At 31.2% G+C, this 24,829-nt stretch carries 27 protein-coding genes and 1 riboswitch; of the genes, 24 read left to right on the forward strand and 3 right to left on the reverse strand.

Features of this window, described 5'->3' with window-relative positions; all coding sequences use genetic code 11:
• Nucleotides 1-29: 29 nt before the first annotated feature.
• From MY490_RS08920 to MY490_RS08930, 3 genes are all read left to right on the forward strand, one after another.
• The gene (locus MY490_RS08920) at nt 30-599 is read left to right on the forward strand and encodes a cob(I)yrinic acid a,c-diamide adenosyltransferase (RefSeq protein ID WP_097977985.1); all 570 of its coding nucleotides are present in this window, start codon (nt 30-32) and stop codon (nt 597-599) included.
• A 292-nt stretch (nt 600-891) separates the two neighbouring features.
• A complete protein-coding gene (locus MY490_RS08925; protein WP_176522614.1) occupies nt 892-1,038 on the forward strand; it encodes a hypothetical protein in 147 nt (48 codons plus the stop codon).
• Nucleotides 1,039-1,320: 282 nt separating this feature from the next.
• A riboswitch (FMN riboswitch) is annotated at nt 1,321-1,457 on the forward strand.
• Nucleotides 1,458-1,675: 218 nt separating this feature from the next.
• Nucleotides 1,676-2,245, forward strand: a complete 570-nt coding sequence (locus MY490_RS08930; protein WP_025672334.1) for an ECF transporter S component — start codon at nt 1,676-1,678, stop codon at nt 2,243-2,245.
• Nucleotides 2,246-2,396: 151 nt separating this feature from the next.
• On the opposite strand, the gene MY490_RS08935 is transcribed toward MY490_RS08930, so the two are convergent.
• Together MY490_RS08935 and MY490_RS08940 are read right to left on the reverse strand one after the other, a co-directional pair.
• Complete coding sequence (locus MY490_RS08935) at nt 2,397-2,930, reverse strand: YpiB family protein (RefSeq protein ID WP_248268880.1); 534 nt, start codon at nt 2,928-2,930, stop codon at nt 2,397-2,399.
• A 280-nt stretch (nt 2,931-3,210) separates the two neighbouring features.
• On the reverse strand, nt 3,211-3,459 hold the full coding sequence (locus MY490_RS08940) for a ferredoxin (protein ID WP_025672247.1): 249 nt from the start codon (nt 3,457-3,459) through the stop codon (nt 3,211-3,213).
• Between the two features lie 320 nt (nt 3,460-3,779).
• On the opposite strand from MY490_RS08940, the gene MY490_RS08945 reads away from it, so the two are divergent.
• The 15 genes from MY490_RS08945 (at nt 3,780) to rpsA (ending at nt 19,448) form a co-directional block, all read left to right on the forward strand.
• On the forward strand, nt 3,780-4,853 hold the full coding sequence (locus MY490_RS08945) for a YpbB family protein (protein ID WP_248268881.1): 1,074 nt from the start codon (nt 3,780-3,782) through the stop codon (nt 4,851-4,853).
• Nucleotides 4,840-6,357, forward strand: coding sequence for a RecQ family ATP-dependent DNA helicase (locus MY490_RS08950; RefSeq protein WP_248268882.1), 1,518 nt, complete (start codon nt 4,840-4,842; stop codon nt 6,355-6,357). The genes MY490_RS08945 and MY490_RS08950 overlap by 14 nt, the downstream gene beginning before the upstream one ends.
• A gap of 9 nt (nt 6,358-6,366) precedes the next feature.
• Nucleotides 6,367-6,951 (forward strand): CPBP family intramembrane glutamic endopeptidase, encoded by a 585-nt coding sequence (locus MY490_RS08955; RefSeq protein ID WP_248268883.1) that lies wholly within the window; start codon nt 6,367-6,369, stop codon nt 6,949-6,951.
• Nucleotides 6,948-7,565 (forward strand): LysM peptidoglycan-binding domain-containing protein, encoded by a 618-nt coding sequence (locus MY490_RS08960; protein ID WP_248268884.1) that lies wholly within the window; start codon nt 6,948-6,950, stop codon nt 7,563-7,565. The genes MY490_RS08955 and MY490_RS08960 overlap by 4 nt, the downstream gene beginning before the upstream one ends.
• A gap of 98 nt (nt 7,566-7,663) precedes the next feature.
• Entirely contained in the window at nt 7,664-8,320 is a 657-nt protein-coding gene (locus MY490_RS08965) for a CBS domain-containing protein (protein WP_248268885.1), read from the forward strand.
• Between the two features lie 216 nt (nt 8,321-8,536).
• Nucleotides 8,537-9,322 (forward strand): hypothetical protein, encoded by a 786-nt coding sequence (locus MY490_RS08970; RefSeq protein WP_248268886.1) that lies wholly within the window; start codon nt 8,537-8,539, stop codon nt 9,320-9,322.
• Between the two features lie 34 nt (nt 9,323-9,356).
• On the forward strand, nt 9,357-10,265 hold the full coding sequence (locus MY490_RS08975) for a MerR family transcriptional regulator (RefSeq protein ID WP_248268887.1): 909 nt from the start codon (nt 9,357-9,359) through the stop codon (nt 10,263-10,265).
• Between the two features lie 76 nt (nt 10,266-10,341).
• Nucleotides 10,342-10,950, forward strand: a complete 609-nt coding sequence (locus MY490_RS08980) for a genetic competence negative regulator (RefSeq protein WP_248268888.1) — start codon at nt 10,342-10,344, stop codon at nt 10,948-10,950.
• Nucleotides 10,951-11,187: 237 nt separating this feature from the next.
• Nucleotides 11,188-12,468, forward strand: a complete 1,281-nt coding sequence (locus tag MY490_RS08985) for a Glu/Leu/Phe/Val family dehydrogenase (RefSeq protein ID WP_098233016.1) — start codon at nt 11,188-11,190, stop codon at nt 12,466-12,468.
• 141 nt (nt 12,469-12,609) lie between these two features.
• On the forward strand, nt 12,610-13,584 hold the full coding sequence (locus tag MY490_RS08990; RefSeq protein WP_248268889.1) for a YpdA family putative bacillithiol disulfide reductase: 975 nt from the start codon (nt 12,610-12,612) through the stop codon (nt 13,582-13,584).
• Between the two features lie 710 nt (nt 13,585-14,294).
• Entirely contained in the window at nt 14,295-15,755 is a 1,461-nt protein-coding gene (locus MY490_RS08995) for an IS1182 family transposase (protein ID WP_248268890.1), read from the forward strand.
• A gap of 342 nt (nt 15,756-16,097) precedes the next feature.
• Nucleotides 16,098-17,066 carry an asparaginase gene (locus MY490_RS09000; RefSeq protein ID WP_248268891.1) on the forward strand — a complete coding sequence of 323 codons (969 nt, stop codon included), beginning with the start codon at nt 16,098-16,100 and terminating at the stop codon, nt 17,064-17,066.
• Nucleotides 17,067-17,214: 148 nt separating this feature from the next.
• A complete protein-coding gene (locus MY490_RS09005; RefSeq protein WP_069031855.1) occupies nt 17,215-17,400 on the forward strand; it encodes a DUF5359 family protein in 186 nt (61 codons plus the stop codon).
• Nucleotides 17,401-17,540: 140 nt separating this feature from the next.
• Nucleotides 17,541-18,221, forward strand: a complete 681-nt coding sequence (cmk, locus tag MY490_RS09010) for a (d)CMP kinase (protein ID WP_248268892.1) — start codon at nt 17,541-17,543, stop codon at nt 18,219-18,221.
• Nucleotides 18,222-18,329: 108 nt separating this feature from the next.
• Nucleotides 18,330-19,448: a 30S ribosomal protein S1 gene (rpsA, locus tag MY490_RS09015; protein WP_248268893.1), complete on the forward strand. Its 1,119-nt coding sequence runs from the start codon at nt 18,330-18,332 to the stop codon at nt 19,446-19,448.
• A gap of 47 nt (nt 19,449-19,495) precedes the next feature.
• Here the strand turns inward: rpsA and MY490_RS09020 are convergent, their stop codons facing one another.
• The gene (locus tag MY490_RS09020) at nt 19,496-19,633 is read right to left on the reverse strand and encodes a YpzI family protein (RefSeq protein WP_248268894.1); all 138 of its coding nucleotides are present in this window, start codon (nt 19,631-19,633) and stop codon (nt 19,496-19,498) included.
• 129 nt (nt 19,634-19,762) lie between these two features.
• Between MY490_RS09020 and MY490_RS09025 the strand changes: the two genes are divergently transcribed.
• The 6 genes from MY490_RS09025 to MY490_RS09050 all read left to right on the forward strand — a co-directional run bounded on the left by MY490_RS09025 (nt 19,763) and on the right by MY490_RS09050 (nt 24,667).
• Complete coding sequence (locus tag MY490_RS09025; RefSeq protein WP_248268895.1) at nt 19,763-20,353, forward strand: YphA family membrane protein; 591 nt, start codon at nt 19,763-19,765, stop codon at nt 20,351-20,353.
• Between the two features lie 132 nt (nt 20,354-20,485).
• On the forward strand, nt 20,486-21,796 hold the full coding sequence (der, locus tag MY490_RS09030) for a ribosome biogenesis GTPase Der (protein ID WP_248268896.1): 1,311 nt from the start codon (nt 20,486-20,488) through the stop codon (nt 21,794-21,796).
• Nucleotides 21,797-21,838: 42 nt separating this feature from the next.
• Entirely contained in the window at nt 21,839-22,876 is a 1,038-nt protein-coding gene (locus MY490_RS09035; RefSeq protein ID WP_248268897.1) for an NAD(P)H-dependent glycerol-3-phosphate dehydrogenase, read from the forward strand.
• 137 nt (nt 22,877-23,013) lie between these two features.
• On the forward strand, nt 23,014-23,283 hold the full coding sequence (locus tag MY490_RS09040) for a stage VI sporulation protein F (RefSeq protein ID WP_098232458.1): 270 nt from the start codon (nt 23,014-23,016) through the stop codon (nt 23,281-23,283).
• Between the two features lie 449 nt (nt 23,284-23,732).
• Nucleotides 23,733-23,930 carry a DUF2768 domain-containing protein gene (locus MY490_RS09045; RefSeq protein ID WP_056466707.1) on the forward strand — a complete coding sequence of 66 codons (198 nt, stop codon included), beginning with the start codon at nt 23,733-23,735 and terminating at the stop codon, nt 23,928-23,930.
• 20 nt (nt 23,931-23,950) lie between these two features.
• Nucleotides 23,951-24,667 (forward strand): hypothetical protein, encoded by a 717-nt coding sequence (locus tag MY490_RS09050; protein WP_248268898.1) that lies wholly within the window; start codon nt 23,951-23,953, stop codon nt 24,665-24,667.
• Nucleotides 24,668-24,829: the final 162 nt, after the last annotated feature.

Here is a 24,829-nt window from a genome sequence, read left to right on the forward strand (position 1 = left end):
TTTAAAATTGAAAAAAGGAGAGGTTTTTCATGAAAATTTATACAAAAACTGGGGATAAAGGTCAGACTAGCTTAGTAGGTAAACGAGTAGATAAAGATGACTTAAGGGTAGAGTCTTACGGGACAATTGACGAAGTAAATACAATCGTTGGGTACGCAATGACCTATTTAGATCATGAAGATACGAGGGATATTTACAATTCACTTCAAAAGATCCAACATGAACTATTTGACTGTGGTGGTGATTTGGCAGTAGTAAAGGATAGCATCCCTTTTAAAACGACAGAGAAAATGGTTGAAGAGCTTGAAACATTAATCGATGAATATATGGAAGCAACTCCCCCGTTACAACGTTTTATTTTACCAGGTGGGTCAAAACCTGCTGCAATCATTCATCAAGCAAGAGCGGTAACGAGACGTGCCGAAAGAACAGTCGTAACATTAATGAAACAAGAAAATATTCATCTTCCAGTATTTTTATATTTGAATCGATTATCTGATTATTTCTTTGCACTTGCAAGATTAATCAACACACGTCTAAATATTAAAGATGTTGAATACGAACGAGGAGCAATCGTATTTCGAACCGATAAAAAATAAATAAAGAAAAGCGATTGAATAGTTAAATTTTTCTAATCAATCGCTATTTTTTTTGTATAAATAAGTTTTTTCAATCATAGAATGTTTGAGTGTATGTTTTAGTTAAAGTACCTCTTGGCGTTTATATTTTTTGATTTACTCAATACATCTTAAGAAATATACATAAAGAGTTAAAGGTTTGAAAATGATTTAAAGGGCTTAGTTCAATTTTTTTTGAATCACCAGTTGTCAGTCCACGAGTTATTGTCCAGATTAAACACTTTTCACATTTCTTTAGGTAGGGGGGCAAACAATGTTTGATTTTCTTAGGAGATGTTTGTTGATTGTTGTGTTTGTTTTAACGATTGGCCTTTTATTTATCGGAGGAAATCGAGAGAAATTAAAGGATATTATATCAGATAAAAATTTTCATGAATTAAAAATAGTTTCAAATCCTTGATAATTCGTGTTGAAAAGAGCGATTTTTTTTAGAACTTCCATTATAAATGTAATTTACTCATAAATTCGGTAAAGTACATTTATATGTGAAGTTCTATTTTTGATTTAAGGAGAAAAAATGGCGAATCCAGCAATTGTAATGGAAGAGGAATTAGCGAAAGAAATAGTGAAGATACAATTTCCATTGCCAAGAAAACCTAAGGAATGCTTAAATGATTAGTTGGAGATTTTTATTTACAAACTGTATTTAATTTAGTAACATTAAACTGTAATTTAATAAACGATCTATCTTCGGGGCGGGGCGAAATTCCCCACCGGCGGTAATTAAGCATTGCTTATAAGCCCGCGAGCCTGATTTTTTGGGCAGGATCTAGTGCGATTCTAGAGCCGACAGTATAGTCTGGATGGGAGAAGATGGAGGTTCGCGAGTTCAAAAATTTTTTCTTTTTGAACGCTTATTTGGCGTACTGAAAATTCTCCCCTATTTCAAAAAAATAGGGGATTTTATTTTATTTGCATAGTTTTATACTATTTTTCATTTTTTAATTCGGACTTATTATAATATGTGCAAAAAATAACGCAACTTAAGCGAACCTTTCATTTTTCTTGATATGATCGGGAAAAAGGAGAGAGGTATAATGCAACAACGCAACAAAGTAAATAAAATGGTGATAGTGGCAATGCTTAGCAGTATTTCTTATGTACTCATGATGCTATACTTTCCACTTCCTGCATTTCCAGTTTGGCTTACAATTGATTTTAGTGACGTACCAGCACTAATAGGCGCAATTGTTTTTGGTCCTGTAGCAGGAATAGGAATAGAGTTAATAAAAAACATCCTACATTATGTTATTAATGGAAGTATGACTGGTGTACCAATTGGAGAATTTGCTAATTTTAGTGCGGGAGTATTATATATTTTACCTGCGTCGTATTTCTTTAGAAAATATCGTTCTGTAAAAGGGCTAACTCTTGGATTAATCGTTGGTACAGTAGTGATGACTGGAATCCTTAGTCTTTTAAATTATTTTGTGTTATTACCTGCATATGCACATTTCATGAATTTTAAACTGCCAAATGAAGTAATAGTTGCATCAATTATGCCATTTAATGCAATTAAAGGTTTATTAATCATGATCTTATTCTTAGTTATCTACCCTAAATTAAAGGTTTGGTTAACTCAAAGAATGAATGTTCATAACGTATAAATAAATGAAAGTGTCTACTAAATTTTTTGGTAGACACTTTTTTGTTTTATGTACCTCTATTCGAGTGATTAGCTGCGAATTTTGTACTTCATATTTATTTTATTGATAGGAAAAAAGAGAACCATCTATCAAATGATAGATGGTTTATTTGTTAATATTTTAGCTGAGAAGTTAAGAAAAGAAACAGTTGTTCATTGCGTTCATCAAGTGCTTTGTCGATTTGACAAAGCAGAAGTTTTTGCGATGTTTGTACTACAAGCGATGAAAGAAACGCATCGATTTCTGCTTGCACTTCATCGTTTGATTCAATGGTAGTTGTGGAAAACGGATTAGTATCTAAGATTAAAGCGTACTCGATCGGCATCACATCAAATAACAACTCAAGATAAAACGGTGTTTCCTTCCCATGCAATCGAAGTTTATGGTAAATCGATTCCGACGTCAGATCAATTTTCAAACTATTTTCGTAATATGAAACCTGAGGTTGTGAATAGTTATCCTTTCGAAAATTAATGACAATGCCATTTGGTGTACTCTTTGCATCATCTACAAACGAGATGTTTGTTAGTACTTCATCAACAGCAAGGAGAAAGTGTAATATCAATTCGATGTCTTTTTTTACCTGTTTTTTCTCTAAGAACTTGTTTAAAAAAATCTTTTTCTCGGTAACTGTCATCTGTTCCATGCTGATCATCCTCTCATGATGTTTTATTTATTATAACAAGTTATTAGATAATTCTGAATATGTAAAATAAGGAAATAATTAGTTTTCTCATAATACCTTGGCAAACTGTTCAATGTATGTTTTGACTTAATTCAAAAATATTGGGATTAAATAAGAAGATAAAACTGGATGTTTCTATGTCTTAATGAACTAATTCAAAGTGTTAAATGAGTGATAAACGCATAGCTCTTGTTTTTTATTTAATAAAAAAAGCGACGAAATAACTTCGCCGCAGTTTTTACTATTCGAATTTTAAAGCGTCGCCATCGAATGCTTCGTCAGCAACTTTGATTGAGTCTGTTGGGCATCCTTCAAATGCATCCATCATGTCATCAACTAAAACGTCTGGAATTTCAACGATTCCTTGGTTATCATCTAGAGTAACGTATGCGATCCCTTCATCATCATAGTCATAGATATCAGGTGCAGCTGCGCCACAAGCGCCACATGCGATACAAGTGTCTTTATCAACGATTGTATATTTTGCCATTGTATTGACCTCCCAAATTATTCCCTGTTTTTGTTACAGATACTATTTTTGTAATGTACCTGTAAACATTTTAAAACGGTTTCCAAAACTTTTCAATATAATTGTACAAGGTTTTGAAAAAAACGAGAAATGATGAAATCCCAAATAAAATAAATAATGATTTTTCTATCTTTAAAATGGTTTGGTAATTGATACATATGATAAGCTAGAAGAAATAAAAACTATTTAGAAAAAATGCACAAATATTTTTGTACTACTAATTATTATTCGAAAAAATATTTAAATATATTAATGGAATAATTTTATTTGAGAGGTTTATGATGTTTAAGCTATCTATATTGGAAGAAATCATCCTTTTTTTACTTCATCGATATAATGGTGAACGAACGATCCAAGGTATAATGTATTTATTAAAAGGTAAACAAAGTGCTCAAATTATTCAAGATTCTCATTTTTATCAAGTCACATCATTTTTCGGACTTTTTCATTTCCTTACTCATCAGAATATGCAAGAAATTATCAATGGGTTAGAGGATAAGGGGTATATAGGTCAGTCTGAAAATAAGAATATCTATTTGTTAAATAAAAATGGTCATGCTTATCTGGCAAATCAAAAACTACAGTTTATGGAATTTACATATATAAACGGACTAAGGTTTTCTAGTATTCAAAAGGTATTTTGGAAAAGATTTTCATTGTTTTTTCAAACGGTTTCCAATCTGAATATGAATTCAAAATATTTTAGGGCAGTTATTCAAGACCACGATATACAAAATTGGGTAAAAAATGAGATTCTTAATTTTACTGGGAATAAAAACGAATTAGTTAAACAATTTTACAATGAATTGCATACAATTTTAGAAAATATAAGTGACGAAGACGCATTACAATTTGTAAGACGATTGTCTGGAGCAAATGCTTATGGCATGACTCTTGAACAAATTGCATCAGAACACAAAGTGAGTGTTGAAAAAATTTATCTTAATTCGATTAATACATTACATCATATGATCACTATTTTGGTTGAACCAAACAATCATTATCCTTTGTTAAGTAAATTTGTTAATGGAGATAAAAGTTCTAATATTACGAATACCTCTATTGAAACGAAGCGATTATTTACTGATGGTAAAACAATTCAAGAAATAGCTCAGATTCGTAATTTAAAGATAAGTACAATAGAGGATCATATAGTTGAGTGTGTATTAGGTGATAAATTATTTCCAATTAATCATTTTATAACAACAAAGCAATTTACTATGATAAAAAATAAAATTATCGAACTAAATACAAGGAAATTAAAAATTATTAAAGAAGCTTTATTAAATGAGGTAACATATTTTCAAATTCGTATTACTCTTGCAAGAATGGGTGATTTACATGGACCTAAATAAACTTCTATACGAAAAATTTGGTTATTCAAGTTTTCGAAATAACCAAAAAGAAATTATTACTGACTTGTTAAACTCGAAGGATGTTTTAGCAATGCTCCCTACAGGTGGGGGTAAATCATTATTATATCAATTAACAGGGCTACTTTTGCCAGGCGTTGTAGTTATCGTTTCTCCATTACTTTCCCTTATGGAGGATCAAGTAGAGCAGATTAAAGCATTTGGAGATAAACGAGTAATTGCACTAAATAGCTTCAGAAGTTTTGAGCAAAAAAAATATTTATTTAATAATATTAGCAGCTTTAAGTTTATTTTTGTTTCGCCTGAAATGTTACAAAATCAATTTTTAATTCAAAAGCTTTCTACTTCTAGAATTTCGTTATTTGTTGTTGATGAAGCACATTGTATATCTCAGTGGGGGCATGATTTTAGACCAGAATATAAAACTCTAGGGGAAATAAAGTGTAAATTAAATAATCCGACGGTTTTAGCTTTAACCGCTACAGCTAGCAAAAATGTGCGAGAAGAAATAATTGAAACTTTACAGTTAAAACATGTTCAAAAATATATCAATTCAGTTAATAGAGAGAACATAGCCATTCAAGTTGAAAAAGTAGATACGGAAATAGAAAAAATCAAGTCTTTAACTAACCATCTTTCTAAATTAACAGGTCCAGGCATCGTCTATTGTGGTACAAGAGCTGCTTGCGAGAAAATTTCAAATACCATAAGAGAAAAGTTAAATTGCAAAGTCGCCTATTATCATGGTGGAATGGAACATGAACAAAGAATTTTAATTCAACAACAATTTATACAAAATCAAATAGATATCATAGTTTGTACAAGTGCTTTTGGTATGGGGATAAATAAGCCAAATGTAAGGTTTGTAATTCATTATCAGTATCCTTCAAACATCGAAAATTATCTTCAAGAAATTGGACGAGCTGGCCGAGATGGTGAGCCAAGTATAGCAATACTAATTGTATGTGAAGAAGATCATGAGTTACCACTAAGGTTAATTGATGACGAAATCCTTTCTGTAAATCAAGTTGAGTCTTTTCTAACGTATTTAAAAAGATTAGAAGAAAACCCAATCAAATTGACTGAAACGCTCGTGAATAATTGGAAAGCAGTTTTTCAATTTAGTGAAATACAGTGGACAACGCTACATTCTGAAATGGTTAAATTTAATGTAATCGTAGATGAAAACTTGCATTTAGAAAAAATAAATAATGACTTAATAGAATCGATTAAAGAGTTAATTTCGGAGCGGAAAAAAGTAAAATATTTAAAACTAAAAGCGATGATCGACTTTCTATCTTCAACCACTTGTTATCGCGAAAAATATCTTTTACTTTTTGATGAAATTTTAGTACAGAGACCAATAAATTGCTGTAACATTTGTGGTATATCGATTGAAGAGTATTGTTCAAATGATCAAGAGAAATATGGAAATACTAACGTACTTTCATGGGAACAAGAATTAAGAAATAAATTGGGGCTGTGAGGAATCTATATGGAAAGCGAATTAAACCGTCAAGAAATTCCAGTTAACTATTTGAAGAAAAGTGTATATGGTACGCAGTTAATCATTTTAGTAATCGCTATTTTATGTATTGCTTTTTTTATTGGTACAGAAAAATTTCTAGATGATTTATATTTATTTAAAAGTTATAAAACATATTTATATGGATTCGGAGCTGGATTTTCACTCGTCCTATTTAATATTTTATTAAATTATACGATTCCGGAGCGTTTGTTGGATGATGGTGGATTTAATAAAAGATTCTTTACGTCACTTTCAGTTCCTGAAATGACTATACTTTGTATTTTAATCGCTTTATCAGAAGAATTATTTTTTAGAGGATTTATTCAAGCTAAATTTGGACTAATTATTGCATCAGTTGTATTCGCTTTAGTTCATTTTCGATATGTGAAAAAACCGATTTTACTTACTATTGTATTAATTGAAAGTTTTTTCTTAGGTTACTTATATTTGAAAACAAATAATATTGTTATAGTATTTATCGCACATTTTATCTTAGATTATGTTTTAGGAATGTATATGAAATTAAGTTTGGAAAGTGAAGACAAAGAATGAAAAATGAGCTTCAGACTAATAGTATAGCTGACTTAAGTCGAAAGAAAAAAAATAAGAAATATAAAAATAAGAAAATAAGTGATCAAAATAAAGTTGTTGATTTGTTAAATCTACCACCAAGAAGTGAAACAATGAAAATAAAAGAGGATCAACGAAGACCTTGGTGGAAAATAAAATATCCTTTAATCACTGCTTTAGTCATAATCTTTATCATGCTACCATTTGGAGTTGTGAAGTTTGTACATAGTAAATACGATAAAATTTTTACTGAAAAAGGAAGTTTAATCATTCCTTCAAATAAATTTGAAAAAGTTGAATTAGCTGCTACAGAGCATTTAAAAAAACAAAAAAAGAATGAATCTCAGAAAAAAGCTCCAATCAAAAATGAGATAAAAAATGTAGTAAAACCCCAAACAGATTCAAGTGAAACTGTAGGAGTGGAAGAGATTAATCACGAAGTTCAAAGAGGAGAAACATTATTTACTATTTCAATGAAATATTATGGTAATCGTGATGGTGAAGAAATTATTCAAGATGCAAATCATTTAAATGGGATCGAAGTGACGCCCGGCCAGATATTAAAAATCCCATTAAATGTTGATGTGGATAAATAAGGTTAAGTAGTGAATTGAAATTCAAAATCTAGACAAATTCACTTTGATCGAATGCTTCCTATCTATGTTATAAATAGAGGGAAGGGGAGTGTTAAAGTATGTTAGCAAAACATCGAATGCTTCAAAACCATCAAGTAATTACGATCCAATCTAATGAAACTGTAGAATGTGCACTTAATCTTTTGTTAGAAAAGCAAATTGATAGTGTTCCTGTATTATCTGGAAATAAATATGTTGGAATGATTTCACAAGCAGAGATTTTTAGAAGATGCTTTTTTAGTAATTTACAAAAAGAAGATTATGTTAAGAACCTTAAAATAGGTGAAATCGCTACACATCAAACAATCTGTGTTAAAACGGATGAGCCATTTGAAGATACAATGAATTCATTAAAAAAATATCCTTCCATTGCGGTAGTTGATGATGAGAGAAATTTTATAGGACTAGTCATTAGATATGACGTAATTGAGATTTTTCAAGAAGTACTTGGAAAGGACTGTCGAGGAATAAGGATATCAATGACAAGTATGGAGAAGGAAGGGCAATTAGCAAGATTACTTGATTATCTTCACCATTTTAGGGTTAATATCATATCGCTAGTAACTTTTGATTCAAAAGATCATTTATTAAGAAGAATTGTCTTAAAAATAGATGAAAATAAAAATATCGATAAAATTTTACGTAAATTTGAAGAGCTTGGTCTAAGAATAGTATCTGTTACGAATGAAATAGAAAATTCTACAGTTAATCACTAATATTGTTAAATTCGTTTGCGCTATTTCTTGTTATTAAATACTAATAAAGGATATTATTTTGCGTATACAAAAATAGACTTTTGGAAACGATGAAACCATATTTCACTCAAATTAAAAACTTATGCCCATTTTGTATGAATGGATATAAGTTTTTTTGTTGTTTAAAATTTTTCAATTACTACTAGTTTTTGTATAATAAAAAAAGAAATAGATAAATTGATTTTTAAGAATGAAGTAAAATCAGAGAATCAAGCTGACATATACTTTGTGGATGGGTTTTGTAACAAGGGGGAAATTAAAATAAAATTAATATCATTGATCGGAATCGTAATAATTTTAGCAATTATTTTATTGTTTAATCGAAAAAGTAAGCTAGAGATTATACATAAAAAAATTAAAATAAAGCATTTAGATGATTCGTTACAGTCAATTCAGCTTATATGGATTCCAAATATAGGCGATATTCCTTTTAAATTGAGTGAGATTGAAAAAATCTGCAATCATAATACATTAATTCTTTTAAGTGGTTACTCAAAAAAGAAGTCAAAAAAATATAGACATGAAAACATCCACTATTTATCTTCTATTGCTCCTGTCTATTTTTTGTGGAATGATTTTGACTATAGTGGCAACTATAGGGATCTAAATGCATTATTACTAGATTATAAAGTTACAATTTTAGAAAATAAAAGTGCATCGTTTGAAACTGAAAATGGTACTAAGTTTTCGGTTGTTGGTTTAGATGATGTGAAAACAAAGAGAGATCATTTAGACTTTGCACTTGAAGAACGGTATGAAGATGATCTTAGTATATTAACTAGCTATACAGAAGTCATGAATAGTAATAGTCGTAATTTTGAAAGTATTCAAGTTTATCTGTTTGAAAGAAGTCAATTAAATGTAAATCGAAATCAAAAAACGGTATATTTGGAGCTACATAACAAAAAAGGAATTCGCAAACAAAACACAATAACAGTTTTAAATTTTGAAGTTATGAAATAAGTGTTTGTTGTTTACATGCAGGAGGAAAAGAAAATTGGCCCAAATAGGAAAGTACAATATTAAAGCAATTTCTAACATTGTTGGGATTTTACCAGGCACATTGAGAGCTTGGGAAAGAAGATATAATATTATAAGTCCTGTACGAAATGATGCTGGCCATCGACTGTATACAGAGGAACATGTTTATATTTTAAAATGGCTCGTTCAAAAAGTTAATGAAGGGTTTACAATTGGACAAGCAATTAACTTATACGAAGCAAAAGAGCATAAATCGTCTAATGACAGCTCTCTTACTGAAAATCTTCAATCAGATGCGCTTGTAAATCGAATTGTTTCTTCATTATTATCTTTTGAAGAAAGTGAAGCCCATAATTATGTGAATGACGCATTTAGTCTTTTTTCTGTAGATAAAGTATTATTTAAAATTATTTCAAAGGTTTTTATATTAATAGGTGATAAATGTCGTAATGGTGAAATTACAAGTGCCCATGAACATTTTGCAACATCTTTTTTGAGAACGAGATTAGGGATGATTTATCAAAATTTACCTAACAATAAACATTTGCCAAAGTTAATCGCAGTTTGTGGACCAGAAGAAAAACATGAATTAGGATTATTAATTTTTACGATTTATTTAAGAAGAATTGGTTTTCAAGTTATTTATTTGGGAGCATCAATTGACTCAAATGATGTTGAACAAGTAATAAATGAAGTGAATCCAGCTGGATTTATCATGACTTGTACTTTAAGAGAAAATTTAAAGAAAACAATTGATCTAGCCATTTTAATCAAAAAAATAAAACCAGATATCATTATTGGAATTGGTGGACACGCAGTTTCAACTTGTGAGAGCCCAATTATGGATTCTATACAGGAATTTTATATAGGTAGTCAGCAATCCAACTGGGATGAATGGTTAAAGCAGAATTTTAATTATAAATGAATTTTGACTTTAGAATCACCAAAATTGTATAAAAACATAAACTGTACTATGGTAAATGCAGCAAGGAGGCTAGTTCATGAGGTTGGAACGGTTGAACTACAATAAAATAAAAGTTTTTCTTACATCTGATGATTTATCTGAACGTGGTCTGACAAAAGAAGACTTATGGTATAATGCGCCAAAAGTTCAACAGCTTTTTCAAGATATGATGCATGAAGCTAGCGTAGAACTAGGTTTCGAAGTAGATGGAAAAGTATCCGTTGAAGTTTTCTCTCTTCAAGCTCAAGGAATGGTTGTAATCGTAACAAAATCCGATGAAATTGAAGAAGAGGAAGATGAATTCCAAGACGATTTTATCTCGATGGAAGTAATCCTAGATGAAAGTGAACATATATTGTACGAGTTTTCTACTTTAGATGATCTAATCCTACTTTCTGAAAAATTGGTTTCATGTGATGCTTTAGGTGGAAGATTATTCTCTTTTGAAAATACGTTTTACTTAAAGTTCGAGGAGAGTGATATAGGAAGACTAGATCGTGAAACATTTTATGCGATTTTAGCTGAATATGGGAATCCTTCCACAAGAACAATTTACCGTATTATTGAATATGGTAAAGAACTTATCTCAGAAAATGCTATTGAAAAACTGCATTTTTATTTCGTCAAAAATAAAGCCTCTCAGTAATTTATTACGAGAGGTTTTACTTTTGTAAATTTTTTATTAATATATTGTATTTCTTCATATTCTTTCCTTTTCAAATATTGGAAATAGGAGTATAATGACCTTAGAAAACGCTTACATTAAACGAATATTATATTTTGTTTTCTATGTGTTTATAACTTTCAAAAAGGGATGGAAAGTTGTATACTAATTTCAGAATGAATGAATCTTTTCATCGTTCAAATTTCTAGGGGGTTTACAATGGTTGCCGAGAAATCTACAGAGAAAAATAGCAACACTGAAGAACATTTAGACGTACTAGCGCCTACACAAGTAGTTATTAAAGAAGCGTTAGAAAAATTAGGATATTCAAATGAAATGTATGAACTTTTAAAAGAACCAGTTCGTATGATGACTGTAAAAATTCCAGTTCGCATGGATGATGGACAAGTGAAAATTTTCACTGGTTACAGAGCTCAACATAATGATGCGGTAGGACCAACAAAAGGTGGTATCCGTTTCCATCCAAATGTAACAGAAAATGAAGTTAAAGCCCTTTCAATCTGGATGAGCTTAAAATGTGGAATTGTAGATTTACCATATGGTGGAGGTAAAGGTGGAATCGTTTGTGATCCACGTGATATGTCATTCCGTGAGTTAGAAAGACTTAGTCGCGGTTATGTACGTGCAATAAGCCAAATCGTAGGACCAACTAAAGATATTCCAGCTCCAGACGTATTTACAAACTCACAAATTATGGCTTGGATGATGGATGAATATTCTAGAATAGATGAATTTAACTCACCTGGTTTTATTACTGGTAAACCATTAGTATTAGGTGGATCTCACGGTCGTGAAACAGCTACTGCTAAAGGTGTAACGATTGTAATTCGTGAAGCAGCAAAGCGTAGAGGTATTAACTTAGAAGGTGCACGAGTTGTTATCCAAGGATTTGGTAATGCAGGTAGCTTTTTAGCGAAATTTATGCATGATGCTGGTGCAAAAGTTATTGGTATTTCTGATGCTTATGGTGCACTTCATGATCCAAATGGCTTAGACATTGATTATTTATTAGATCGTAGAGATAGCTTTGGTACAATTACTAAACTATTTAATAATACAATTTCAAATAAAGAATTATTAGAATTAGATTGTGATATATTAGTTCCTGCAGCGATTGAAAATCAAATTACAAAAGATAATGCTCATAATATTAAAGCAAATATTGTAGTTGAAGCTGCTAACGGACCAACAACACTTGAAGCTACTAAGATTTTAACAGAGCGCGGTATTTTATTAGTACCAGACGTATTAGCTAGTGCAGGTGGCGTTACAGTTTCTTACTTTGAATGGGTACAGAATAACCAAGGTTACTACTGGACTGAAGAAGAAGTAGAAGAGCGATTAGAAAAAGTTATGGTACGTTCATTTAATAATATTTATGAAACAAGTGTAAATAGAAAAGTAAATATGCGATTAGCTGCTTATATGGTTGGCGCGCGTAAAATGGCTGAAGCTAGCCGATTCAGAGGCTGGGTATAAGATTATATTTGCTGATAAAAACAAGGTGGAGTATATCCATCTTGTTTTTTTTGATTAGCTATTATTAGACAAATTGAATATTTTACGTAAAATAGTAATAGTAAATATAACTAAGACTCTAGTTTATTGGAGATGTTTCAAATGGAAAAAGTAGAAGTTCTGATCATTGGTGGAGGACCTTGTGGTATTGCAGCTTATCTAGCATTAAAAAATAAGGGGATTTCTGCATTAATAATTGAAAAAGGAAATATAGTTCATACCCTCAGTCGTTTTCCAACGCATCAAACATTTTTTAGTACAAGTGAAAAATTAGAAGTGGGAAATATTCCATTTATTATTGAAGGTAGAAAACCAAAAAAACACCAAGCTCTAGCCTATTACCGTGACGTTGTTAAGCGAAATAGCATAAAAATTAATGCTTTTGAAGAGGTAAAAACGGTTAGTAAGAAAACTGATTTTATCATCGAATCAGTTACAATAAACGGGGAAGAAAAACGTTATGAAGCAAAAGCAGTTATTGTAGCAACTGGATATTATGACCAACCAAACTACTTATCAATACCTGGTGAACAGCTTAATAAAGTTTCCCATTACTTTTTTGAAGGTCATAAACATTTTAAACAGAAGGTTGTCGTCATCGGTGGGAAAAACTCAAGTGTTGACGCAGCACTAGAACTAGAAAAGTGTGGAGCGGATGTAACTGTACTTTATAGAGGCAGTTCATATTCACCAAGTATTAAACCATGGGTACTACCAGAATTCGAGGCACTTGTCCGTTCTGACACAATTAAAATGGAATTTAACGCAAATCTACTTGAAATAAAAGAATCATCAGTAGTATACGAAAAAGAAGGACAAATAGTTGAGATTGACAATGACTTTGTCTATGCCATGACAGGTTACCATCCTGATCATACTTTAATTAAAAGCATGGGCGTCAAAGTAGATGATAAAACAGGAAGACCATTATTCAATCCGGAAACAATGGAAACAAATATTGAAGGCATTTATATTGCAGGAGTAATTGCTGCAGGAAACAATGCAAACGAAATATTTATAGAAAATGGTCGTTTTCACGGTGACTTAATCGTTTCTCACTTAGTTAGTAATAAATAATTTTAAAGAAATGAAACGTATCTATGCTACGTTTCAGAGTGTTGAAATATAAAATGGCAATAGGAAAACGGACATTAAATTGAATATTTATTTAATGATGAAATTATCATTTTTTTGATGATCTATTAATGCTTTTAATTATTTTTATGTTTGAGCAATTTTCAACAGCTTGAACGTAGCTATGCTACGTTCAGAGTGTTGAAATATAAAGTCGTCAATAGGGAAAACGGACTTTAAATGAATATTTAATAATGATAAAATTAGCATTTTTAGAATGATTTTTTAATGTTTTAAATGTAAAAGTGTTTGAGCAATTTCATTATTCCAATAATACTAGTAATGATTTTTTTTAGAATTTTTTTAGAAGTTAAAAATATTATGGGTCATTTTTAGGAAACAAAGATTTTGTTGTTTAGGTTCGATATTAATTGATCCTACAAGCTGATTAATATACAACAGTTAGATTACTCTAAGTAAAGGCTATTTGACTAGTATTTATTACAGACTTTTTTTTGATTGAAAAAGTTGATTGGAACGGAGGGGTGATCGACTCCTATGGGATTAGCGGGAAGGCTGAGACCCCGCAGGCTTGCCGAGGCCACTGAAAAAGTCCTTGTGATTAAAAAAAGTGAAGGCTTTCTCGATTTCATCGAGGAAGCCTTCACTTTTTTCTTGTATAATTGTTGTATCAAGTAACGGTGGTGTATCGAATGATCTCAAATCAAGAATCTTTTACTCTCAGTCCTTTCATGGCTTTATACGATTTAATTGTTCCGAAAGATAATATACTTCGTCAAATAAATGAATTAGTAGATTTTACGTTTGTTTTAGAAGAATTAAAAAATAAATATTGCCTTGATAACGGCCGGAATGCAGTGCCGCCTATTCGTATGTTCAAATATTTGTTACTAAAATCGATCTTTGATTTATCAGATGTTGATGTTGTTGAACGATCAAAGTATGATATGTCTTTTAAATATTTTCTTGATATGGCTCCGGAAGAATCAGTGATCAATTCAAGTTCTTTAACGAAATTTCGTAAGCTTCGTTTAAAAGATGTTGAATTATTAGACATGTTGATCAATAAAACAGTCGAAATCGCACTTGAAAAAGAACTAATTAAAAGTACTTCCATTATAGTTGATGCAACTCATACAAGATCGCGATATAATCAAAAATCACCAAAAGAATTTTTAATGGAAAAGTCAAAGCTTCTTCGAAAAGCTGTTTATCAAATCAATGAGGGAATGAGAGGAAAATTCCCACAAAAGCCAACAACGAATGATTTAATCGATGAAATTAAATATAGTCAAAAAGTCATCCAATCTGTGGAAAAAGAAGAATCAATCCGTGAATATCCAAAAGTCAAAGAAAAACTAAACTATCTAAAAGAAATTGTAGAAGATTACGAGGGCAACCTAGAATTTTCACATGATCCTGACGCAAAAACTGGTCACAAATCAGCTGATACCTCATTCTTTGGTTATAAAACACATATTGCGATGAACGAAGAGCGTCTTATTACAGCTGCATTGGTTACTACTGGTGAAAAAAATGATGGAAAGTACCTACAAACATTGATTGAAAAAAGTTGTGAAACAGGAATGGAAATTGATACAGTCATTGGTGATACAGCTTATTCAGAGATTGATAATCTTCAATACGTAAATGAAAATGAATTAAAATTAGTTTCGAAATTAAACCCAACGATTACACATGGAGCACGTAAAAAAGAAGATGAATTTCAATATAATAAGGATGCGGGTATGTACGTTTGCAAGGCAGGTCATATGGCAATCCGAAAAAGAAGACAAGAAAGAAAAAATCAGAAAAAAAATCCGCGAGATATGTATTACTTTGATATTGAAAAATGTAAAAAATGTCCCTTTAAAGATGGATGTTACAAAGAAGGTGCCAAAAGTAAATCATATAGTGTAACAATTAAATCAACTGAACACAAAGAGCATGCACAATTTCAAGAAAGCGAATATTTCAAAGAGAAATCAAAAGAACGCTATAAAATTGAAGCAAAAAATAGTGAATTAAAACACAGACACGGGTACAATGTAGCAAATTCCACGGGTCTATTAGGCATGGAAATGCAAGGGGCAATGGCCATATTCGCAGTTAATTTAAAACGAATACTGACCTTAATGAAGGAAGAAAAATAAAAATGTATAAAGGAAAAGGCGATTTTCCGTTCAATTCTGAACGAAAAATCGCCTTTTTTAGATCATATATAGATTACAGTAAATAAAATTGACTGTTTTTCAGTGGCCTCGGCTTGCCGAGGAGGCTAAAGAATCTCGCCCCATGGAAAGCGGGCACCATGTAGTGGAAATCAACATCACTCTCCTCCTTTTACGAAAATTTGATAATTAATTGACAAGGTAGTTTTTCAACAGAGTGAACGTAGCTATGCTACGTTTTTTTTATTAAAGATTTTCGAGCCGTTTTCTGTTTACTTAAAGAATTTTAAAATGTTATAATTTCTTGTGAAATGAGGTGCTAAAATGAAAAAAGTAGTATTAATAACAACAGGTGGAACAATTGCTAGTAAACCAAATGCAGAATCAGGTAAATTAGATTCTGGGGCATTGTCAGGTCAGGAAATTGCAGAAATGCTCAATTTACCAAAAGATATAAATGTTATTGTCGATTCTTTTTTCCAAGTTCCAAGTATGCACATAGGCTTCGAACATTGGATGTTGTTAAAGAATAAAATTGAAGAATACTATCAAGATGAAACAATCGATGGGGTTGTCGTTACCCATGGAACTGATACGTTAGAAGAAACGGCTTATTTTTTAGATTTAACAATTGACGATGATCGTCCAGTTGTTATTACTGGCTCTCAAAGATCACCAGGGGAATTAGGTACTGATGCTTTTATCAATTTAAGACATGCAATTTACACTGCATCTGACGAATCTACTCGAAACGTTGGTACAGTTGTTGTCTTTAATGAACGTATTTTTACTGCAAAATATGTTAAAAAAGAACATGCATCTAATATTCAAGGGTTTAACGTATTTGGATTCGGATACCTAGGTATTATCGATAACGATAAAGTACATATCTATCAAAAACCGGTATTAAAGGATAAATACAAAATTACAAGTGAGTTACCTCAAGTAGATATAATTAAATGTTATATTGAAGCAAAAGGATATTTAATTAAAGCAGCTGTTGAAAATGGTGCTAAAGGAATTGTCCTTGAAGGTGTTGGAAGAGGACAAGTTTCTCCACATATGACTGAAGAAATTGAAAAAGCTGTTAAAGATGGCATTAAAGTAGTCATTACAACAAGTTCTGAAGAAGGCGAAGTATATCCGACTTATGATTATTACGGAAGTGCCTATGATTTAGTTAATAAAGGTGTAATTTTAGGTAAAGATTATGATAGTAAAAAGGCAAGAATTAAATTAACTGTCATGTTAGCATCCGAAATGAATGATATTATGGAAGGCTTCTCTAAATAATTTTTACTTTGACAAAAACGTGCTTAGCACGTTTTTTTGCTAGGTTAAATACAGTTAAAAGTTAGATGAATTAAAAATTAAATTCAAAATTGTGTATAAAATTAATTGAATCTAATCATACTGGTAATAAAAAAAGGTATGATCTTAAATGAAAAGAATCGAACGAATACTTTTTAAATTAATTATTATTCAATTATTTTGTTTAGTCATAAGTCAATACGTCTTATCATTCCCTAGTCTTTCTGTCTATTTAACGAAAATTGAATTATATGAAGGCGTTACGCAAAAAGCTAAGGACGTAACTAGAGAAGTATATAATCATATTGGTAAATAGATGAATTCGTCGGAATCATATGGTAATATAAAATAAAGCAGGCTAGCCTGCTTTATTTTTATTTGTTTTTATTTTTTTAGGACATGATAAGATTAAAGGGGTTGCTATTAATGTAGCACTTTTTTTATGTAGGAGGACTTATGAGTAAAAAAATTAGTATAGCGATAGATGGACCTGCAGCTGCTGGTAAAAGTACAGTTGCAAAGATTGTTGCAAAAAAATTAGGATATGTATATATCGACACTGGTGCAATGTACCGTGCTCTAACTTTTAAAGCAATCCAAAACAATATTGATGTAAATAACGAGATGGATTTAAGTAACTTACTTTCAAATATAACGATTAAGTTAATCCCGGAAGAAGGTACTCAAAAAGTTTTCATTGATGATGTTGATGTTTCAGAGCCAATAAGAACACCAGAAGTAACTAGAAACGTATCATTTGTTGCAAAACATAGTTTAGTTCGTGAAAAAATGGTCGATTTACAACGCGAATATGCCGTAAATGGTGGAGTTGTAATGGATGGTAGAGATATTGGGACTCATGTATTAGTTGGTGCAGAAGTGAAGATCTTTATGATTGCTTCTGTGGATGAACGAGCTCAAAGAAGACATATCGAAAATGTCAAAAACGGTTTTGAAAGTGATTTAGAGCTATTGAAAATAGAAATAGCAACAAGAGACCGAATTGACTCGGAAAGAGAAGTTTCACCATTGAAAAAAGCTGATGATGCAATCTCATTAGATACTACTTCTAAAAACATTGATGATGTTGTAAATGAAATATTAACGATTGTTGAAGGTAAAATAAAAAATATTTAGAAGAATTAGTCATCAGATTTCTTGACTTTTCTGCTTATTTATTAGAAGGTAAAAGAGGATAATACATAATTGGTCTATCCATTTTTAAAACATAAGGAGGAATATGACATGGTTGAAAAAGTAATGCCAGAAGTTGGGGAAATTATCTCATGTGTAGTAGAACAAATTGAAGATAAGCAAGCAATCGTAGGTTTCGGTGGAAAAACAGATGGTATTCTTCCAATAAAAGAAATTTCTAACGTACATATTGAAAATGTAAGTGACGCGCTAACTGTTGGACAAGAAATTGAATTAAAGGTTATTAAAGTTGAGGAAGATTCAGTTGTTTTTTCTAAACGTGCCGTAGATTCAGTTAAAGCTTGGGAACAATTAGAAGGAAAATTAGCTAGTAAAGAAGTTTTTGAAGTGATCGTTACAGAGCAAGTAAATGGTGGACTAATTGCAGACGTAGGCGTTCGTGGATTTATTCCTGCTTCACTTGTTTCAAAAAAATTCGTTGAAGATTTAGGAAGCTATGTTGGTCAATCGCTTGAAGTAGTGATTGAAGAACTAGACCGTGAAAAAAATCGCGTAATCTTATCTCATAAAGCTGTTGAGCAATTAAATGAAATTGAAAATCGCCGTCAAGCATACTCTTCTATTAAAGTTGGGCAAATCGTTGAAGGTAAAATAGAAAGATTAACAAATTTCGGTGCTTTTGTAAATATTGGTGGAGTTGATGGATTAGTCCATGTATCTCAAATGTCTCATAAACGTGTTACAAAGCCAGAAGAAATTGTAGCTGTAGGAGATACTGTAAAAGTTCAAGTTCTTTCAATTGACACAGATACTAACCGTATTGCTTTATCAATGAAAGCAATTCAGCCAGGACCATGGGATCAATTAAATCCAAGCATTAAAGCAGAAGCAGTAGTTGAAGGGATTGTAAAACGTCTTACAAACTTTGGTGCATTTGTAGAAGTTCAAAATGGAATTGAAGGATTAGTTCATGTTTCTCAAATTGCTGATAAACATATTAAAAATCCAAACGAAGTCCTAACAGTTGGTCAAGAAGTAAAAGTTAAAGTTTTAGATATTAACCCTTCTGAAAAACGCTTATCATTAAGCATTAAAGAAGCTGGTGAAGCTGAACTTCAAGAGGATATTGCTAAATACGTACAACCAAGTGAAGGTGGTTTCCAATTAAGCGAACTACTTGGTGATAAATTAAATAAATTTAAAAAATAATAAAAAATCCTTCAGCCATTTGCTGAAGGATTTTTATTTAGAACATTTTAGTTATGCTGATTTTCTGATCTTGCTTCTTCAGGTGTGTCTAAACGCGTAGCACCTTTGTTATGAATGCTTTGATCTCGATCAGATTCAACTCTTCTAGATTGTTTTAGTTTCTTTTCTTGACGATCTTTTCCCACTCGCTTCACCTCCAAAAAAATCTCATTTATAGATTCGTTTTAAATGCAACTTCTTATACACTTTCTTTTTTTATTTGATTATTTTTGAAATATGAATTGTTCATACTAGTACTACTAGGAGGTTTTCGTGTGCAAGGTAGTCTATTTATCATTAGTTCTTGGATTATTGTTTTATTTCTTTTGCTTTATCAGGATCGAACTAAGAAAAATTTTTTGTATCTAGCTGGATTGCTTATATTAATCGGTTGCTCAGCTTACACAATTGATCTATTTTCAATTGAAATAAATTTTTCATATATCATTATAATTTTTATCATAAGCTACTTTATTAGTTTATTAAATTTAATTGACCAAATCGTTCATTTCTTTAAAGGTCTGATTATTGGCATGACATATAGTGTAGTTACACTGCTTTCGATTTATGATCCTGCAAGCTTTATTATTGATGAGAAGATAATTAGTTCATTTTTAGTCATACTACTTTCTCTCTTTTTAAGTAAATCCTATTATAACAAAATGCGTTATATAACAATTGGACTAGTTCAAGGAGACATTTTTAATTATATTACGTTTAAGTCGATTAATTTTAAATATATAATAGGAGATTTAAACTGGTTTGATACTTTATTTATGTCCATTTTATTATTGTCAGCAATTCAATTCATAGTACTTTACGTATCAAAAATAAGTCTCAAAAATAGAAAATTATTAAAAAGTTGAAGTGTATTGGTCTTTTCTCATATTTTTTGTTAAAATAGATAAGTTATTTAAATAAATCAATTTTTAAAACTAAACTAAAACTCATTTAGATGATTTAAATGGTACATAGTTATGCTAGGAAGGATGAATTAAATGTCTAAACCGACAGTTGCAATAGTTGGACGACCAAATGTAGGGAAATCAACTATTTTTAATAGGATAGTGGGAGAAAGAATTTCAATTGTAGAAGATATTCCAGGTGTTACTCGTGATCGTATTTACAGTTCAGGAGAGTGGTTAAATCAAGAATTTAGTTTAATCGATACAGGTGGAATTGACATTGGCGATGAGCCATTTTTAGAGCAAATACGCCAACAAGCTGAAATTGCAATTGATGAAGCGGATGTTATTATTTTTCTAACAAATGGTCGTGAGGGTGTCACAGCGGCAGATGAGGAAGTTGCTAAAATACTTTATAAAACAAAAAAACCGGTAGTATTAGCAGTTAATAAAGTCGATAATCCTGAAATGAGAAGCGATATTTACGACTTTTATGCATTAGGATTTGGAGAAGTATTTCCAATCTCAGGTTCACATGGTTTAGGACTAGGTGATTTACTTGATGAAGTTGTAAAACATTTCCCTGAACAAGAAGATGATCATTACGATGAAGAGACAATTAAATTTAGTTTAATTGGTCGACCAAACGTTGGGAAGTCATCATTAGTAAATGCATTATTAGGTCAAGAACGTGTAATTGTAAGTAATGTTGCTGGAACTACACGAGATGCTGTCGATACACCTTATTCAAAAGATGGCCAAGATTATGTCATTATCGATACAGCTGGTATGAGAAAAAAAGGTAAAGTTTATGAAAGTACGGAAAAATACAGCGTATTACGTGCTTTACGTGCAATCGAAAGATCAGATGTCGTCTTAGTCGTATTAGATGGTGAAGAAGGTATTATTGAACAAGATAAGAAAATCGCTGGATATGCACATCAAGCAGGTAGATCAGTTGTTATTGTTGTAAATAAATGGGATGCAGTAGAAAAAGATGAAAAAACAATGAATGAATTCATTGAAAACATTCGAGCACATTTCCAGTTCTTAGATTATGCTCCAATTGTATTCCTATCAGCTAAAACGAAGAAAAGAACTCAAACTTTATTACCAATGATTAATAAAGCATGTGAAAGCCATAGTTTACGTGTTCCAACAAATGTATTAAATGATGTTATTATGGATGCAATTGCGGTGAATCCAACACCAACTCATAATGGACAAAGATTAAGAGTGTATTATGCAACTCAAGTAGCAATTAAACCACCAACATTTGTTGTTTTTGTAAATGATCCTGAATTACTTCACTTTAGTTATGAGCGTTTCTTAGAAAATCGTATTAGAGATGCTTTTGATTTTGAGGGATCTCCAATTAAGATTATCGGTCGTGCACGAGCGTAATTCGATGAAAAATATGGATTCTTTATGAAGGGGAGTGTTGATTTGGAAAAAATCGCTGTTTTAGGTGCAGGTAGTTGGGGAACTGCTTTAGCCATGGTTTTATCAGATAATGGGCATACGGTTACTTTATGGGGAAATAAATCCGAACAAATCAATGAAATAAATGAACAGCATACTAATAAAAGATACTTGCCGGAAATTAATTTACCTGAAAATTTAAAGGCATCGGTCAATTTAAAGGAAGCTATAAATGGAGCTAACTATATTTTGCTAGTTGTTCCAACTAAAGCAATAAGAGAAGTTTGCCAACAATTAAATAATGAATTAACAAACGAGGTTACAATAATCCATGCAAGTAAAGGGATTGAGCCTGACACATCTAAACGTGTTTCAGAAATGATCACTGAAGAAATTGATGCGAAATTCTTAAAATCAGTCGTTGTATTATCAGGTCCAAGTCATGCTGAGGAAGTTGCATTAAGACATCCAACGACTGTAACATCGGCATCTAAAAATATGGAAGATGCGGAAATCGTTCAAGAATTATTCTCAAATGGTTATTTCCGTGTATACACAAACGAAGATGTAATTGGTGTTGAAATTGGTGGAGCATTAAAGAATATTATCGCACTTGCTGCTGGAATTACTGACGGACTTGGATATGGCGACAACGCAAAGGCGGCTTTAATGACACGCGGACTTGCAGAAATAATTCGTTTAGGTAAGGCTATGGGTGCTAATACTCAAACTTTTGCTGGATTAACAGGAATGGGCGACTTAATCGTAACTTGTACGAGTGTCCATAGCCGTAACTGGAGAGCTGGTAATTTATTAGGGAAAGGCAAATCTTTAGACGAAGTATTAGATAATATGGGGATGGTCGTTGAAGGTGTTCGCACGACGAAGGCTGCAAATCAATTAGCAAAACAAGTAAATGTAGAAATGCCAATTGTTAATGAATTACACGCAGTATTATTTGAAAATAAAAATCCAAAATTAGCAGTTGATGCACTTATGTCTCGTGTAAAAAAACATGAGGGCGAAAGTACGTCAAATTATATAAGCGATCTTACTGAGTAATTAATTTTATTTAAATAGATAGATTAAAAGCATTAAAACTTAGTTTTAGTGCTTTTTCTTTTGTGGACTAAAATAGGCGTTTCACCATTTCTCTTTTTTTGCATAGCATATGTTGTATAGAAAAGAAGGAGGTTTGAATGGTGACTAATAATAATCCAAATGGTTTCTTCGATAAGATTGAAAAGAAAGCAAATGTAAGCAAATCAGATATTTTTAAAGTCGCTGATTCAGTAAAAGATGCAAACTTTAAAGATGAAGCAACTGTTAGAAAACTAGTTCGTCAAATTGCAATGATGACAGGTCGACAAGTTTCTAAGGAAAAAGAAGACAAAATCGTTCAAGCAATTGTTACTAATAATATGCCATTAGATTTTCAATCATTAACAAATATGTTTAAACAAAAATAATTGGGCTTATTCTTCAGCGATGTATTTAGTGCATAATCATACATTATTGCATACTATAGAATGACTTATACCGGATGTATTCTGGTGGGTGTTAGTCGAGGATGATTACGAAGCAATTGCCCCAGTTTGCTTCGAAGAAAGAAGGAGTATATTTTTACTTTTTCTTTCTTTTTATTTTGTCCTTTTAACTATGTGAATGGTCCCCGATCCTAAAATCCTCCTTGATTGGTTTTATCAAGGAGGTATTTTGATGGTGTTTGTTAAGGTTGTAACTAGTGAATATGTTCTAATGGATTATTTAAGATGCAAGAAATAAATTAATAACAGACAAGTATACGTAGGCATTAAATAAGTCGATAATGTCTTAATAGGATTAAAAAGATTTTAATTCAAATCATGTGATTATTTTGATACTATAATAATGGTAGAAAATACATAGGGGGAACATAATGAACGCGGCACATATTAATGAAATTATTTCTTTTGTAGGAATCGGATTAATGCTTTTATCATTATTTTTAATTTTCTTAAGTAGAAACAAAATAAAAATAAAATTTTTAAAAATGATTACAGCCTTCATTGCATATATGTCTTTAATTATTTCAGGGATTTTAATTACATATATCGTATTAAGCTGGCCTAGTTAATGAGAATAAAGGGGACTAACATGAAAAAGCTATTTCTTTCCATTCTAATGTGCTTTGTTATAAGTATATTAAGTGGTTGTTTATATCCACAAGATAAACTTGCACAAAACCAAGTACCATATGATGATCAATTGCAATCTGTTCAAACTGCAGTTAATAAATTTAAGGAAAACAATTCAGGAATGTTACCAATAAAAAACAAGGATATGAATACACCTATTTATATTAAGTATCCAATTGATTTTACAAAACTAACTCCTGGCTATTTAAGTGATGCACCTGGTAATTCTTATGAAAATGGTGGTATCTTCCAGTACGTATTAGTCGATGCAGAGAAGAATCCGACTGTTAAATTAGTCGATCTTAGAATTGCAGAAAAACTAAGAGATGTTTCATTAAGAGTACAAGTTTATAAAGATAAACATACTTATCCACCAATCAAGAAAACATTGGCTAATGGTGTTTTTCTATTAAACTATAAAAAGATGGGTTTCAAGGAAGAACCATTTGTAGTCAGTCCTTATAGCAATAAGAACTTACCAATCATCATGGGGAATGATGGGGAGTTTTATGTTGACTATTCAACTGATTTATATGCAAAAATTAAAGAAGCGAAAAATTATAAGTTCGGTGAAGATATTCGTTCGATCTTAGTAAAAGACTCACCAATCGTGCCTGCATACTCACTTCCATATACGATTAAAGATGGACAACCAGTGTTTTTAGAACAAAAATAAATAATATAAATCATAATCCTTTGATAAAAGAATACATTTTATCGAAGGATTTTTTTATTTGATCCCAAGTGAATAAAAAGAAAAAATAAAAAATCTTGTCATAACTCACTAGGACAACATCATAGAATGATATTGTCATAGGTATACTACTTCAAGTCAATT

The organism is Gottfriedia acidiceleris, assembly GCF_023115465.1.
In the GTDB taxonomy this organism is placed as follows: Bacteria; Bacillota; Bacilli; order Bacillales; family Bacillaceae_G; genus Gottfriedia; species Gottfriedia acidiceleris_B.